This window comes from uncultured Roseibium sp., assembly GCF_947499295.1.
Lineage (GTDB): Bacteria > Pseudomonadota > Alphaproteobacteria > Rhizobiales > Stappiaceae > Roseibium.
The window spans coordinates 106,897-120,780 of record NZ_CANMNP010000018.1 but is presented as its reverse complement, the minus strand read 5'-3'; the positions used below and the strand labels follow the sequence as shown (position 1 = coordinate 120,780).

The window sequence follows — 13,884 nt, the reverse complement described above, 5'->3', positions numbered from 1 at the left end:
CTGCCTCAGGCATGTCCTGCTTAGTCGCAACATTAGCTAACATGGATAATCCTATTCTGCAGGCTGAACGCTGCCGTGATTGGCACCGTTCCCGGCCGTTTTCTGTGATCGGTATTCGTCATATGCGGCGATCAGCATATCTTCGTCGCGGTAGGCCGGCACCCAGCCAAGGTCACGCTCGCCCTTTGAGACATCGAGAACGCACATCTCGTCAGCAATCAGATACTGTTCCGGATCCATCAGCGGCATGTTGATGGCGTCGAGGAAATCAAGGGTGCGCTTGACCGCAAATCCCCAGGTTGGCAGCAGCAACGACTTGGATCCTGCGTGCTTCACAAGATCGCCAAGCAGCTTCTTGACTGGAGGAGGATTGATGGAGCCCAGATTATAAGCTTCATTCGGAACACCCGCTTTCCAGGCGCGATAGGCGGCATCGGCACAATCGAACACCGAAATGAACTGGTAAGGGTTCTTACCAGACCCGATCATGGGGACCGGAAGGTTCATATCGATAAGTTTGAAGAGCTTGGTCAGGATGCCAAGACGGCCCGGACCGATAATCAACCGTGGCCGAAACAGGGTGATGTCCATTCCGCGCTCACGCCAGTCGCCTGCCAGGAACTCCGTGTCCAGCTTGGATTGACCATATTCGCCGAGTGGCGCGACAGGATGATCTTCGGTCATCGGGTAGGTAACGGTGTGGCCATAGACCATGTCGGTGGTATAGTGCACCAGTTTCTTGGCGCCCGCACGGTCCATCGCTTCGATGATGTTCTTGGTCCCGTCGTAGTTGACCGGATAGAAAAAGTCGTGACGTTTTGCGCGCACCTGGATCGGTGACAGCATCTTGGCCGACAGATTGTAAACCATGTCTTCCGCAGCTATCGAAACGGCGGCGATAGAGGCCGGATCGGTCACATCGCAGGTAAGAAAAGTTGCCTTCGGATATACTGACTGATTGTCATTGACGATATCGGCAACAATGACCTCTTCACCGTCTTCCAGGAGCTTTTTGGCAAGTTGGCGACCGACGAAACCGTCTCCACCGAAAAGAATGTGTTTCACTTGGAGGTCTCCTTCAGAGCCGCAGTTTCAACCGGGGATTTTGCGTGGTTCTGATCAGGGTTGGATCCGCCTTGCGCGATGAAGATCGTGCCGACGCAGATGAAGGCGATCCCGATGACACGCATCGCGTTCAAGTCTTCCTGAAAAATGAAATAGGCGTAGACAGCCACAACCACATAGGCAAGTGACAAAAACGGATAGGCGTATGACAGCTCTACTTTCGACAAGACATAAAGATGCGACGCCATTGAGATCACAAAGGTGCAAAGACCCAAAAACACGAATGGCGAGAACACGACCTGAAGTAGTTTGATGACCAGATTGCTGGACAACCCGCTGAAATCACCCAGCTTGGTCATTCCGTACTTTAACATTATTTGTGCAGCTGCGTTTGTTAGTACGGTAAATAAAATAAAAGGGAGGAACTTAGCCATACCCCATCGTCTCCACTCACTGTAAATTTTACCAACGCAACTATCGATCTAATTTGATTAAATTATCTTAATTCCGGCGCGATTTAACTTTGATATCACTGTATGAATAATAATACGTGACTTTATTACTTAAATTTTCTTCATGTTATTATTATTTGATTCACCATGTCAGCTGCCGTCCAAGACAGTCCTGCGCCAAAAGTCAGACATAAGTGCAGGATCCCGCAGTTTCTCGATCTCTTGCCAGCTCGGAAAAGAGGCTCTGAAAGTCACACTCGACATTCGCCGGTCCTTGTAAGGGTTCACCGCACCCCCGGACTGAATGGTGATGGCGTCGAGTTGCTCAAGCAACCTGTGGGTCACACTGCCTTTGTCCGGGAAATCAAGCGTCAACGTGAAGCCTGGACGCGGAAAGCTCAAGATCCCAGGGCTTGGCAGTGACCCAAAGCGTTTCAAGACGGTCAGAAAGGACCCATGATGATTTCTTTGGGTGCATTCCAGCAGAGACTTAATGACCTCAAACGCATTGTCCGGCGGGATAGCGCTCTGGTGCTGATGGAGGCCCCTTGGCCCATAGAGACGGTTCCATCGCCCAACGCGGTCCAGCGGAAAGAAGAATTTGTCAAAGGCAACCAACTGCTCGGATCTGCCCACAGGCGCGCTTCTGAAGTAGCTTTCGTTGAAGAGCTTCAGGAAGGGCCCTTGAAGGGGTGAGATCGGCGGCGTGAGCGGGATGCTCAAACGTGGCACCGGTTTGCGTTGCGGATGCTCACCTTCAGCAGCATGGTCGCCGGCAATCAGGTGCCCCCGCCCGAAATGCCGCCCCTTGACCAGAGAGTCGATCCAGGCGACCGCATATTCATGCTGCGCATCTGCATCATCAACCAACTCGAAATACGCTTCCAGACTTTCAAAGCGTGTCGTCACCTGGTTGATCGAAGAGGAACCGACTTTCATCAGCTGAATGGTCGCCTTGCGGATCAGACCGGTCAGGCCCATGCCCCCAATCGTTGCATCGAAAAGGCCACTCTCCTCAGTTGGGTTCAAAAGGACAGGACCCTGGTCCGATCTCTCGAGCAGCAGGTCCACCACGTGACAGCCGAATGTCCCCCGCCTGTGGTGGTTTTTTCCGTGAATGTCATTGGCAATGGCACCGCCAAGCGTCACAAACTGAGTGCCGGGAACCACCACAGGAAACCAACCATGCGGCGCCACAGCTGCGATGATGTCGCTTAAGAGGATGCCTGCTTCCGCTTCCAGAAGACCGGAAGACTTGTCGAAAGACAGAATGCGATTTGCGGATTGTGACGTAATCGCGCTCCCGGCTGCATTCAAGCAACTGTCGCCATAACTTCTGCCATTGCCAAAAGGCAACGCACCTTCCGATCTGATCTCGCTGGTCAGATACCGGTCAGGCGCGAGAAGACGCGGGTTTTTGACCGACAATCCACCCCAGCTGGCAATCTGCCGCATTTCCTTGACCATGTCGGCTTACCAGGCAGCAGCAATCAGGAAAAGGACGGCACCGCAACCGATCATAAATTGGCTGCGCCAGTCCTTCAGGATGAAAACAATCGGGTCTTCATGCATCTCGCCTCTGCGCGCGAGGATCCAGATACGCATGATGATGTAGAGAACCAGCGGGCACAAAAGCCAGATAAGTTGCGGAATTGCATAAGCTTCCTCGATTACCGGACTTTGAATATAGAGCGCGAGAACCAATACAGCCGCGAAACCGGATGTCATGCCTGCCTGCGAGATAGGTTCCAGGTCAACATGCCGATAGCCGCGGCCAGTGACTTCACGCGAGGCTACTTCGCCAACTTGCTGCAACTCGGTAAAGCGTTTCACCAAAGCAAGCGACAGGAAGAAGAAGACCGAGAACGCGAGCAGCCAGAACGAATACTCGATATCAGCGGCAGCCCCCCCGGCAAGGACACGCACAGTGTAGAGACCGGCCAGGACGAAAACATCGAGCAAGAGCATCCGCTTTATCGCGACCGAATATGCGGTTGTAATAAACAGATAAAGCACCAGTATCCCAGTGAAGGCCAAGGGCAGGAATGCGGAGATAACGAAAGCAACCACAATCGAGCCAGCTGCCAGAAGTAAGCCGTTTGGCACACTCAACCGGCCGCTTGCAAACGGGCGATTGCACTTCGTGCGGTGACGGCGATCCGCCTCAAGGTCCAAAAGGTCATTAACCACATAGATGGCCGAAGCCGTGAGTGAAAATGCTACGAATGCCAACAAACTACTGACAAAAACGGATGCGACAAAAATCTCGTGCGCCAGGACTGCGGGTACGAAAATCAGTGCGTTTTTGAGCCATTGATGCGGGCGCATGGCCTGTATTGCAGCTTTGATCTCGCTCTCAGTCGCGTCAATCCGTTCAGCGCCTGTCTGGCGTTGCCAGTTGTGTGCAGCCCTGTCCGGAGCGACGACCGTCGCTTCGGCCGCCTCTTCAAACAGACAGACGTCGTGATGAGAGTTGCCGTAGTAGTCAAAGCCTTCCTCGCCGACCCGGTCCCTTATCCGGTCAAGCTTACGATGCGCTGTCAGGTTGGTTTTTTCATCGGACGCAAGCACGTCATCGAAGATCCCCAGATGCTCGGCTACCGCTTGAGCAAGAGCTTCATTCGATCCAGTCGCCAGCACGAGCCGCCGGCCCGCCGCTTTTTCCGCCTTCAGGCGTTCAACGACACCAGTTCTATAAGGCAGTGTTTTAACATCGATTTCTGCAGCCTCGGCAAGCCTTGCCTTGGTGAAGGCAATGCCGTGCCGCAACCAACCAAAAATCAGGAAAACAACGAACGGTTTTCTGCGAAGCGCCTGAAACAGGCTTTCCCAAAGCAGATCACCCCCAATGAGCGTGCCATCCAAGTCTACGTAAATAGCCCGGTTTGTCGTTTCACAGCGCTGATCCATCACGCGGGAACCTTCAGTTTGAGCACTACCCCAAACATCTGGCACTCTTCTGTTAGACGAAGATTTCTGCGAACCAAATGTAATTCAAGAATAGTGCAAACGCTTCCTGTATTACAGTTCTGGCTAACGCAAATTCCTTATCATGCCATTTATACGGGAAGCGCTGACGGCGCAAAGTCCGCCCAAAAGCGGCGAAAAACACGCATATCTGCGAATTCGTTGGTTTTATACTTACCGGCAGATTAACTGAACCGGCCTCACTTCACGATGGCATTCACCAACTGCCGCCTCACGAGGGTCATACGCTGAAAGGCAATCTGGGAATGGTGGTTTTAAGGCAGAACCACAAAATCCAAATGCCCCACCATGACGCGCAGCTGAGCCTCGCCAATCCTGCGCTGCCTGTCCTGCCACCAGCTTTCCAAGCGCTCAGCGTCAAGTCCAACCTGGAGGCCAACCCGCCGCCATCCGCTCAGGAATTCGAGCAGAAAGTCTTCTGAATCAGCTCCTGTCAGCCAGTCTGAGGTGCCTTGTACGACACGGCAATCACGTGCCTTGAACAACTCGATCGCCACCTTGGCAGCCTCCGGTCCAAGCGCAGGACCAAACCCCTTGTCGGTTTGCTGATGCCGGTTGAGCGCCTGACGAAGATCCTCGTCCAAGCCATGGCCGGGAGAGAATTCAGTCCGACCGTCATAAGTCAGGCTTGCCAGAAACGGCTTCCTGGCCTCGACAACCTTATCAACCAGGCGTTCCAGGAACGCTTTGGAGGTCAAATCCAGAAACGCCGAGGTGGTGATTGCGTCGAATTGATCAAAAGGCAACTTCTCCAGATCGGCTTGCAAATCGATCTGCTGCACATTGAGTTCGCCCTGAAATCGGCTCGATGCCACGTCCAGCAACGCCTCATCAAAATCGGTCAGCTTCCAGCAAACAGGCGCTGAAAACTTGTCGTTCAAAGCGGCAACGGTTGAACCTGCTCCACTGGCAAGGTCGAGAACATGAACTTGAGAAGTGGGCAGAGCGGCAAAAAAGGCCTGCTCCACAACGGTGTTTCTGGCGGCCAAATCGAGCGGCTCCCGCAACGCCAGCCAATGCGATGAAAATCCACTCATTTTGAAATCCTTTGAAGTATCTGCGAGAACCTTTCAGACGCATCGCGCCAACTCGGGAGCTTTTCTGCAGCTTGTCGCGCTCCAATGGATAGCGCTTGGCGCAGATCCCGATCGGTGATCAGGCTTTCCAAGGCCGATTGCAAGGACGCAACATCTTCCGGAGGGCAATAGAGTGCAGCACCTTGTGGCAGCGTGTCCCGAACGGCACCACCGCCACTTCCAATGACAGCAAGTCCGTGTGCCATCGCCTCGGTATAGGCCATCCCATACCCCTCATAGCGGCTGGCAAGAACAAAGACTTCAGCAGACTGGTAGAATTCCTTCAGCCGTTCGGAAGGTAAGGCACCGTGAAAAACCAGCCGTTCGTCGAGATCCAAGTCCCGCGCGAGACGTTGAATGTCATCCACGCAGGCAGGATCCGCCGTGAGGCCACCGACAATATCCAACTGCCAGTCAAATTGCTTCAGGTCGGACAGCGCCTTCAGCAACAGATCATACCCCTTGCGGTAGACCAGTGTACCAACCGCGAGCAAGCGGACTGGTGTCTGCGCATTTTTCTGTCGCAGTTCGGGCAACTCCGTACCAGGCAAAACGATGCTGATGTTCTTCTTCTCAATGTCGAAGAGATCGGATACCTGATCGCCGGTGGCCGGACTGGTGACAATCACATGGTGTGCGTTGGATAGCGCCTCCCGCTCGCTGCTTTCCAGCGCTTGCGCCTCAGAATTGCTTAAACCGTTTTCACGGCAAAGGGGATGATGAACAAGTGCCACCAGCTCCAAATGGTTCTTCAGCTCCTTGGCGGCATTGGGCATAGCACCAAAGGCCAAGCCGTCAACGACCACCAAACAACCGTCAGGAAGCGTATTCAAGCGCTTCTTGGCAGTCGCCAATGTCTGATTGTCGGGAAACGGAAAGCCGTCTCCAAGCGGCACAAGATCAACATCCCAACCGTCACGCTTCAGACCTGCGATGATTTGCCGGTCGTAACCGTAACCACCGGTTGGTGTTTCCAGATCACCCGGATAGGCGAAACATAGACTTTTCATCGGTACTCAGATCTTGGCTTCGTACCAGGCACGTGCCACGTGCGATTCTGAAATGGTTACACGGATCGCACCAAGTTCAGCACCTGGTCGGCCAAGTCTGTCGTTGCGTGCTGCTTTGGCAAGGTGATCGTGAATGTGCTTTGTCAAAAACTCTGTCGTTGTGTTGATGCCTTCAAACTCTGGAACTTCGTCGAGGTTCTTGTAGTTCAAAGGTTCCAGCACTTCCTTCAAGGCTTCGTGCGCACGGCCAATATCGATGACCACACCGTTTTCATCGAGACTGTCGGCCAGAAACGCCGCATCGATAACGAATGTTGCGCCATGCAACGCCTGAGCCGGGCCGAACAGCTCTCCCTTGAACGAATGGGCGATCATCACATGGTCGCGAACTTCAACTGCAAACATTTCGATAGTCCTGAAATTGTGGAGGTAAGTGAGACGAAAGGAATTTAGCCGGTCGCACCGTCATAAACGACGAGCGCGGCCAGCACATCTGACGCTTTGTTCAACAAATCGGGAAGCTGTTCAGGCAAGTCATCGAACCTTATACGATGGCTTATCAGCACGTCCAGCACTGGATCTTGAAGCAAGTTGAGCGCCGTCTCCAGGCGGCGGCGATAAGACCAGCGCGCTTGCCGGTCGACTGGAATGGTTCCGACCTGGCTTGAGATGAGTTTCAACCGGCGACAATGAAAATCGGCGCCCAATGGTGCCTGAACGCCCTTGGTTCCATACCAGCTCATCTCGACTACGGAGGCACCATCGCCACAGACCTTCAAGGCCGTTTCAAGGCCTGCAGAAGACGCACTTGTGTGGAATACAAGATCCTGGTTGGCTGGTGCGTCGTCCGGCAAAGCAAACCCAAATCCAAGGACTTCCGCAATGGCAGCCCGCTCGCCGTTGGTGTCAATAACCGTCACCACTGATCCGGGCAGACGAGACGCAACGTATGCAGTCAAAAGCCCGACAACTCCCGCGCCGACCACGCAGATGTGATCCCCAGGTGATGGTTTTCCGTCCCATATAGCGTTAAGTGCCGTTTCCATATTGGCGGCGAGAACCGCCCGCTCCGCGCTAACAGCGTCAGGAATGGGAGCACAGTAACCGGATGGAAGAGTGAAATCGCTTTGATGTGGAAAGAGCGAAAAAACGATACGCCCCTCAAGCGCGGGATCGCCTTCCAGAACCTTGCCGACATTGGCATATCCGTATTTGACGGGGAAAGAAAAATCCCCTTCCTGGAAAGGCGCGCGCATGCGCTGCCATTCACTTTCGGGAACCTCGCCTCGGAAGACCAGTCCTTCTGTGCCGCGGCTCACACTGCTAAAGAGAGTTTGAATACGCACGTCGTCCGATCGCAACGCCTCAATCGTCACACCTTCGAGCGTACACCGCTCCCGACCAGCATACCAAAGCGCTCTTGGCGTACGTGTGACCGCGGTCACCAGCGGATCGCCCTTCATGAAATAAAGTCCTCTCTCATTCGCCATGCTTCTGTCAACATTAGGACATTTTGACATGCGCACTATTGCGATGATTGCCGTGAATGGAATTCAAATAAGTGTTTCAGGTCTCTGACATGTCTATTTCCGAAAAAACAGCCGCGAATATGACAACGCGACGGATTGTGTTCTCTTTCCTTCTTCTCGTGAGCTTTGTGGGCCTCGCGGCGCTTATGACAGTGACCCTGTCACCTGGCGGTTATTCGGCGCTTGATCTGTTCATTCTCGCCTGTTTCATGATCACGCTTCCCTGGACGATCATCGGTTTCTGGAATGCAGTTATCGGCCTTTCGATCATGCGGCTTTCGAAAAACCCAGTTGAGGCCGTCTGTCCGATCGATCACGGTGACCCGAGCGCACGCCTGAAAAGCTCCACCGCACTGCTGTCCTGTGTGCGTGATGAAGACGCGGAAAGCCTTGAAGTCAATTTGAGTGCCATGGTCTCCCAGTTGATCCGCGCGGGTCAGGCCGAGAACTTCACGCTTTACGTTCTCAGCGACACCTCGATGGACGACATCGCGCTGCAGGAGCAGCAATTGACGGCCCGCCTGTCCGAACGTTTTGAAGGCCAGATGGAGGTTGTTTACCGGCGTCGCACCGACAACAAGGGCTTCAAGGCAGGCAACATCGAAGACTTCTGTGATCGCTGGGGCGACCAGCATGATTTCGCGCTGGTGCTGGATGCCGATAGCTTCATGTCCGTTGAAGCTATAACCGGACTTGTCAGACGCATGGAAGCCAACCCGAATGTAGGCATCCTGCAAAGTCTCGTGGTCGGCCTGCCGACCGACAGCGCATTTGCACGCATTTTCCAGTTCGGCATGCGGCTCGGTATGCGCTCCTACACAATTGGAAGCGCCTGGTGGCAAGGCGATTGCGGACCGTACTGGGGTCACAACGCGGTATTGCGCCTGAAGCCGTTCAAGGAACACTGCCGGTTGCCCGAACTGCCCGGCAACGGTCCTCTTTCCGGAGCTATCCTGTCGCATGACCAGGTGGAAGCTGTCCTGATGCGGCGTGCTGGCTACGAAGTCCGGGTGCTGCCGCTCGAAACCGGCAGCTATGAGGTCAATCCGCCTCATCTTCTGGAGTTCATCCGCCGGGATCTGCGCTGGTGTCAGGGCAACCTGCAATATCGCAGGCTTTTGAGCATGCCGGATCTCAAGCCTGTCAGCCGCGCGCAATTGGCTCTCGCCATATTGATGTTCCTTGGGTCTCCGGCCTGGATCGGCTTCATGACGGCGGCGGCGGTCCTTGGCATAGTCACTGACTATATGCCCTATCGCCCGGATACAGGTGCACTGCTCTTCTTCTCGGTGCTGACCATGGTCTTTGCACCCAAGCTTGCAACGGTTGCCGATGTGCTTGCCCGTGCAGACCTGCGCAAGGCCTTTGGCGGCCCCGTGCGTGTGCTGCTCAGCGTTGGAGCCGAAATCCTCTATTCGGCGATGATCGCTCCGGTGATGGCCGTTGCCCATACGCTCTTCATGGGTGGCCTGCTGTTCGGAAAAACCATCGGATGGGGTGCCCAGGCCCGCGGTGTCCGCCGGTTGCCGGTTGCCCTCGCACTTCAGAAACTCTGGCCGCAAACGGTTTTCGGTAGTGCTGGACTTCTCTGGCTGACCGGTCAACCGATCGGGCTCGTCTGGCCGGTGATTCCGGTCGCCGTCGGTCCATTGCTGGCATCAGTCATTGCGGTTGGCACTTCAACCCGGACATTGGGCAAGCTTGCAATTCAGTCCACCTTGTGGCGCATTCCCGAGGAAACCTCTCCGCCACCGGAACTCGCCGACCTGCATCTGCCGGCACTCACCAAAGGCCAGGTCCCTCCTGGTGACCAGCAGCAGGGACTTGTCCAGGCAGACGCCAAACCAGCAGAAGCTTGAGGTCGAGACACCACCGCAATCGAACACGAAAAGGACCGGCTGGATAGCCGGTCCTTTTCGTTTCAGCCTATTTCAGATGGATCAAGCCGCGTTGGACGAAGCGATCGTCTGGGTCAGCAGTCCGTAAATCTCTTCCGCATCACCGGATGCGCGCAGGCCTTGGGTGACGTCAACATCCCGAAGCTGGCGCGCTATGCGTGCCAGTGCCTTTAGATGGTCAGCACCGGCGCTCTCTGGCGCGAGCAGCAAAAAAACAAGATCGACAGGTTGGTCATCCAAGGAATCAAAATCGACCGGTTTCGTCAGTTTGGCGAACAGGCCAACCAGTCGGTCGAGACGCGTCAGCTTGCCGTGCGGGATCGCGATGCCGTGACCAACACCTGTCGAGCCCAAACGCTCGCGTTGAAGCAGCGTATCGAAAATCTCACGTTCGGAAAGACCAGTCAGTGCCGCTGCCTTTGCGGACAACTCTTGAATTGCCTGTTTCTTGCTCTTCGCTTTCAGTCCGGCAATGACTGCGTCTTTACCCAGAAGATCACTAAGATCCATACTATCGCCTACAGTTTTCGGAAACCGGCTCCCAGCTGGAAGCCGGTCCCGTCCGCATCTTTATTCGGCAGCCTCATTGGCCACCAGTGCCGGGTCTATCCACCCAATATTGCCATCGGACCGGCGATAAACAACATTGACACCGCCATTTGCCGCATTTTTGAACAGGACAACCGGTGCTTCGGTCAAATCAAGCTCCATGACCGCCATTCCGACAGTCATTGTCTTCACCTTTGCCGAGGTTTCTGCAATCACAAGTGGATTGAAGTCTACCGGCACTTCCTCGTCCTCGTCCGGGGACGCCAGAACGTAGGATGCCGCCTCAAAAGCTTCCCGGCCATTGCCAGTGTGGCCGTGATGGTCCTTCAGTTTGCGCTTGTAGCGCCGCAAACGTTTTTCAATCTTGTCAGCAGCAGCGTCAAAACTGTTTCGCGGATCCTGATCCTGTGCGGACACCTGAAGCACAATGCCGGTGTCCAGATGCAGGCTGCATTCTGACTTGAAGCCGTTACCTTCCCTGCTGAGTGTGACGTGGCCTGTGAAGCCGCCTGTGAAATACTTTGATAAGGCGTCCTCTATTCGGTCAGTGATGTGCTCGCGCAGTGCATCGCCCACATCAACATTCTTACCCGAAATCCGCAAAGCCATGGGGACCTCTTCTTTTGTATTGTCTGATACACCGGCCCTCTGCCGATGCTGAAACGCGTAACGTTTCAAGCGTACAGAATGGACCAGTCAGTGCCGAAGCGCCATCCCCTGTTTAACTCATGAGGGCGGTCCTATAATTGCGGCAGCTCAAAGAGTCAATTAATAACAATACGGCCAGCAATCATTGCCGAACTACTGTGTGTAATCAGTGTATTGTTTCAGTGAAACCGTCAGGTTCATTTTGAAAATTGCAACAATCGAAGGCTTCAACATATCGTCACCAGCATCATAGACGGACATTTTTCTCACGCCGCCTTTGTACCGACGATCCGATTTTCATCGCCTCGCGATACTTGGCCACTGTCCTGCGGGCAATGTCGACGCCATCACCCTTCAGAATTTTGACAATCGTATCGTCGGAAAGGATCGATTTCGGGTCTTCCGCGTCGATCATCTGCCTGATTCTGTGACGGACAGATTCGGCGGAATGGGCATCACCGCCAACCGTTGCGGAGATTGCAGAGGAGAAGAAATACTTCAGCTCGAAAATGCCCCTCGATGTCGCCATGTACTTGTTGGACGTCACCCGGCTGACAGTCGATTCATGCATGCTGATTGCTTCAGCGATGGTCTTCAGGTTGAGTGGACGCAGATGTTCAATGCCATAAGTCAGAAATCCGTCCTGCTGGCGCACGATTTCCGTCGATACCTTCAAAATCGTCTTGGCCCGCTGGTCGAGGCTTTTGGCCAGCCAGTTGGCGGTCTGCAGCGATTCCGTCAGGTATTCCTTTTCCGTCTCGTCCCGAGCCGTCTTTACGATCCGTGCGTAGTAGGTCTGGTTGACGAGGACCTTCGGTAAGGTGTCGGAGTTCAGTTCCACCGTCCAGGTCCCGTCATTTGCCTTTTTGACAAAGACATCCGGCACGACCGGTTGAACCAAAGAAGAGCCAAATACACTGCCAGGCTTGGGATCCAGAGCACGGATCTCGGCAATCATTTCGACGAGATCCTCGTCATCAACACCACAGATTCTTTTCAGGCCCGGCAGGTCCCGCTTGGCAAGCAGTTCAATGTTCTCAATGAGCGCTTCCATAGCTGGATCGAACCTGTTCTTGTCGATCAACTGCAGTTTCAGGCACTCGGCGAGACCCCGTGCAAAAACGCCTGCCGGCTCAAAGGTCTGGAGCACCGCAAGCACGCTCTCGATCCTGGCGACATCAACTCCGAGTTGCTCCGCGGCTTCGCCAAGGTCGATGTAAAGATAACCGTTTTCATCCAGAGAATTGATCAGGTGTCCGGCAATCAACTTGTCCGCGTCGTCACTAAGAGCAAGGTTCATCTGCTCTTCGAGAGTCGTGCCGAGAGACACTTCATCGGCAACGAATGCCTCCAGGTTGTAGTCTTCCGAGGCACCGCCGCTGCTGACGTTCTTGTAACTGTCGCCAGTCTTGAGAAGGGCCGGATCCGGAGAGGCCGGAACCCCGGGCTCATCTGGAAAAACGTTGCCGAGATCGGTGTCCATGCGAGAGGCGATCGCTTCCGACCCCGTTTCAAGGTCGCTTTGCATCCAGTCGCCACTATTTGGCTCGTCACCTGCGCCGTCAAACCCCTCGGAAGCGTTGGCGCTGGCGTCCTGCGCGTTTTCCAGGACAGGCTCGGAGGAAGCTCCCTGTTCGCCTGCCTCGCCTTCACCTTTTTCCAGAAGCGGGTTTCGTTCCAGCTCAGCTTCGACATAGGCAACAAGATCGAGATTGGACATCTGCAAAAGCTTGATCGCCTGCATCAGTTGCGGCGTCATGATCAGCGACTGACTTTGTCGCATCTCCAGCTTTGTTGAAATGGCCATCTGCTTCTAGGGTGCCCGCGTTACCGAAGTGGTCTGCTTTTTGCTTATTCGTTTCAGACCGAGTGTATAACCTAGCGGGTCACGAGTCATCAAAGCGTAAATTGTTCACCCAAATAGAGCCTGCGCACGTCAGGATTGGTGACAATTTCCTGCGGCAGGCCTTCTGTGAGCACCTCGCCTGCGGCAATAATATAGGCCCGATCAATAAGCCCAAGTGTTTCACGCACATTGTGGTCGGTGATCAAAACACCGATCCCGCGCTGTGTCAGATGCCGCACAAGTTGCTGAATGTCGCCAACGGCGATCGGGTCGATGCCGGCAAAAGGCTCATCAAGCAGCATGAAGGACGGGCGGCTGGCCAGTGCACGTGCAATTTCGACACGCCGGCGTTCACCGCCGGACAAAGCGATACTTGGTGACTTGCGCAAGTGCGTGAGGCCGAATTCCGCAAGCAGAGAATCCAGCTCTTCACGCCGTTTCTGCCGATTGGGCTCAATCACTTCAAGAACGGCCCGAATGTTTTCCTCAACAGTCAGACCTCGGAAAATGGAAGCTTCCTGCGGCAGATACCCGATACCGAGACGTGCGCGCCGATACATCGGCATCCGGGTTATGTTGAACCCTTCAAGGGAAATCTGGCCTTGATCAGGCCGGATCAGCCCTGTGATCATGTAAAAGGTCGTGGTCTTGCCGGCGCCGTTAGGACCAAGAAGACCAACCGCTTCACCCGGCTTAACCGTCAAACTCACATATTTGACAACTTGCCGCCGGCCATACGTCTTGCCTATACCGTCTACGACCAGAGAACGGGAGAGATCCTCGTCCTCGCCACGCTGCCCCGGCGCACCAACCGTCAAGTCGT

Annotated in this window: 13 protein-coding genes; 1 reads left to right on the top strand and 12 read right to left on the bottom strand. The window is 54.5% G+C overall.

Annotated features, from left to right (window positions below; translation table 11 throughout):
• Positions 1 to 51 precede the first annotated feature (51 nt).
• The 8 genes from Q0835_RS23960 to Q0835_RS23925 all read right to left on the bottom strand — a co-directional run bounded on the left by Q0835_RS23960 (position 52) and on the right by Q0835_RS23925 (position 8,081).
• Positions 52 to 1,065: an NAD(P)-dependent oxidoreductase gene (locus Q0835_RS23960; RefSeq protein ID WP_298817865.1), complete on the bottom strand. Its 1,014-nt coding sequence runs from the start codon at positions 1,063 to 1,065 to the stop codon at positions 52 to 54.
• Positions 1,062 to 1,499: an EamA family transporter gene (locus Q0835_RS23955; protein ID WP_298817862.1), complete on the bottom strand. Its 438-nt coding sequence runs from the start codon at positions 1,497 to 1,499 to the stop codon at positions 1,062 to 1,064. Before Q0835_RS23955 ends, Q0835_RS23960 begins: the two co-directional genes overlap by 4 nt.
• A gap of 168 nt (positions 1,500 to 1,667) precedes the next feature.
• The gene (locus tag Q0835_RS23950) at positions 1,668 to 2,984 is read right to left on the bottom strand and encodes an FAD-binding oxidoreductase (protein ID WP_298965000.1); all 1,317 of its coding nucleotides are present in this window, start codon (positions 2,982 to 2,984) and stop codon (positions 1,668 to 1,670) included.
• Between the two features lie 6 nt (positions 2,985 to 2,990).
• Positions 2,991 to 4,427, bottom strand: a complete 1,437-nt coding sequence (locus Q0835_RS23945) for a UbiA family prenyltransferase (RefSeq protein ID WP_298817943.1) — start codon at positions 4,425 to 4,427, stop codon at positions 2,991 to 2,993.
• A 332-nt stretch (positions 4,428 to 4,759) separates the two neighbouring features.
• The gene (locus Q0835_RS23940; RefSeq protein WP_298817857.1) at positions 4,760 to 5,542 is read right to left on the bottom strand and encodes a class I SAM-dependent methyltransferase; all 783 of its coding nucleotides are present in this window, start codon (positions 5,540 to 5,542) and stop codon (positions 4,760 to 4,762) included.
• Positions 5,539 to 6,591, bottom strand: coding sequence for a glycosyltransferase family 4 protein (locus tag Q0835_RS23935; protein WP_298964997.1), 1,053 nt, complete (start codon positions 6,589 to 6,591; stop codon positions 5,539 to 5,541). Before Q0835_RS23935 ends, Q0835_RS23940 begins: the two co-directional genes overlap by 4 nt.
• Positions 6,592 to 6,597: 6 nt before the next feature.
• Positions 6,598 to 6,996, bottom strand: a complete 399-nt coding sequence (locus Q0835_RS23930; RefSeq protein WP_298817853.1) for a 6-carboxytetrahydropterin synthase — start codon at positions 6,994 to 6,996, stop codon at positions 6,598 to 6,600.
• Positions 6,997 to 7,040: 44 nt separating this feature from the next.
• Positions 7,041 to 8,081 (bottom strand): zinc-binding alcohol dehydrogenase, encoded by a 1,041-nt coding sequence (locus Q0835_RS23925; protein ID WP_298964994.1) that lies wholly within the window; start codon positions 8,079 to 8,081, stop codon positions 7,041 to 7,043.
• Between the two features lie 89 nt (positions 8,082 to 8,170).
• Here Q0835_RS23925 and mdoH point away from each other — a divergent pair, with 89 nt between their 5' ends.
• On the top strand, positions 8,171 to 9,979 hold the full coding sequence (mdoH, locus tag Q0835_RS23920) for a glucans biosynthesis glucosyltransferase MdoH (protein ID WP_298964991.1): 1,809 nt from the start codon (positions 8,171 to 8,173) through the stop codon (positions 9,977 to 9,979).
• A gap of 81 nt (positions 9,980 to 10,060) precedes the next feature.
• On the opposite strand, the gene ptsN is transcribed toward mdoH, so the two are convergent.
• From ptsN to lptB, 4 genes are all read right to left on the bottom strand, one after another.
• Entirely contained in the window at positions 10,061 to 10,528 is a 468-nt protein-coding gene (ptsN, locus tag Q0835_RS23915; RefSeq protein ID WP_298964988.1) for a PTS IIA-like nitrogen regulatory protein PtsN, read from the bottom strand.
• Between the two features lie 60 nt (positions 10,529 to 10,588).
• Positions 10,589 to 11,176 carry a ribosome-associated translation inhibitor RaiA gene (gene raiA, locus Q0835_RS23910; RefSeq protein WP_298817845.1) on the bottom strand — a complete coding sequence of 196 codons (588 nt, stop codon included), beginning with the start codon at positions 11,174 to 11,176 and terminating at the stop codon, positions 10,589 to 10,591.
• A 286-nt stretch (positions 11,177 to 11,462) separates the two neighbouring features.
• Entirely contained in the window at positions 11,463 to 13,022 is a 1,560-nt protein-coding gene (rpoN, locus tag Q0835_RS23905) for an RNA polymerase factor sigma-54 (protein WP_298964986.1), read from the bottom strand.
• A gap of 89 nt (positions 13,023 to 13,111) precedes the next feature.
• A complete protein-coding gene (gene lptB, locus Q0835_RS23900) occupies positions 13,112 to 13,879 on the bottom strand; it encodes an LPS export ABC transporter ATP-binding protein (RefSeq protein ID WP_298817941.1) in 768 nt (255 codons plus the stop codon).
• Positions 13,880 to 13,884: the final 5 nt, after the last annotated feature.

What these genes read in the sequence shown, in the direction of transcription:
- Q0835_RS23955 (WP_298817862.1), bottom strand. Translation starts at nt 1,499, where the DNA reads ATGGCTAAGTTCCTCCCTTTTATTTTATTTACCGTACTAACAAACGCA.
- Q0835_RS23950 (WP_298965000.1), bottom strand. Translation starts at nt 2,984, where the DNA reads ATGGTCAAGGAAATGCGGCAGATTGCCAGCTGGGGTGGATTGTCGGTC.
- Q0835_RS23945 (WP_298817943.1), bottom strand. Translation starts at nt 4,427, where the DNA reads ATGGATCAGCGCTGTGAAACGACAAACCGGGCTATTTACGTAGACTTG.
- Q0835_RS23940 (WP_298817857.1), bottom strand. Translation starts at nt 5,542, where the DNA reads ATGAGTGGATTTTCATCGCATTGGCTGGCGTTGCGGGAGCCGCTCGAT.
- Q0835_RS23935 (WP_298964997.1), bottom strand. Translation starts at nt 6,591, where the DNA reads ATGAAAAGTCTATGTTTCGCCTATCCGGGTGATCTGGAAACACCAACC.
- Q0835_RS23930 (WP_298817853.1), bottom strand. Translation starts at nt 6,996, where the DNA reads ATGTTTGCAGTTGAAGTTCGCGACCATGTGATGATCGCCCATTCGTTC.
- Q0835_RS23925 (WP_298964994.1), bottom strand. Translation starts at nt 8,081, where the DNA reads ATGGCGAATGAGAGAGGACTTTATTTCATGAAGGGCGATCCGCTGGTG.
- mdoH (WP_298964991.1), top strand. Translation starts at nt 8,171, where the DNA reads ATGTCTATTTCCGAAAAAACAGCCGCGAATATGACAACGCGACGGATT.
- ptsN (WP_298964988.1), bottom strand. Translation starts at nt 10,528, where the DNA reads ATGGATCTTAGTGATCTTCTGGGTAAAGACGCAGTCATTGCCGGACTG.
- raiA (WP_298817845.1), bottom strand. Translation starts at nt 11,176, where the DNA reads ATGGCTTTGCGGATTTCGGGTAAGAATGTTGATGTGGGCGATGCACTG.
- rpoN (WP_298964986.1), bottom strand. Translation starts at nt 13,022, where the DNA reads ATGGCCATTTCAACAAAGCTGGAGATGCGACAAAGTCAGTCGCTGATC.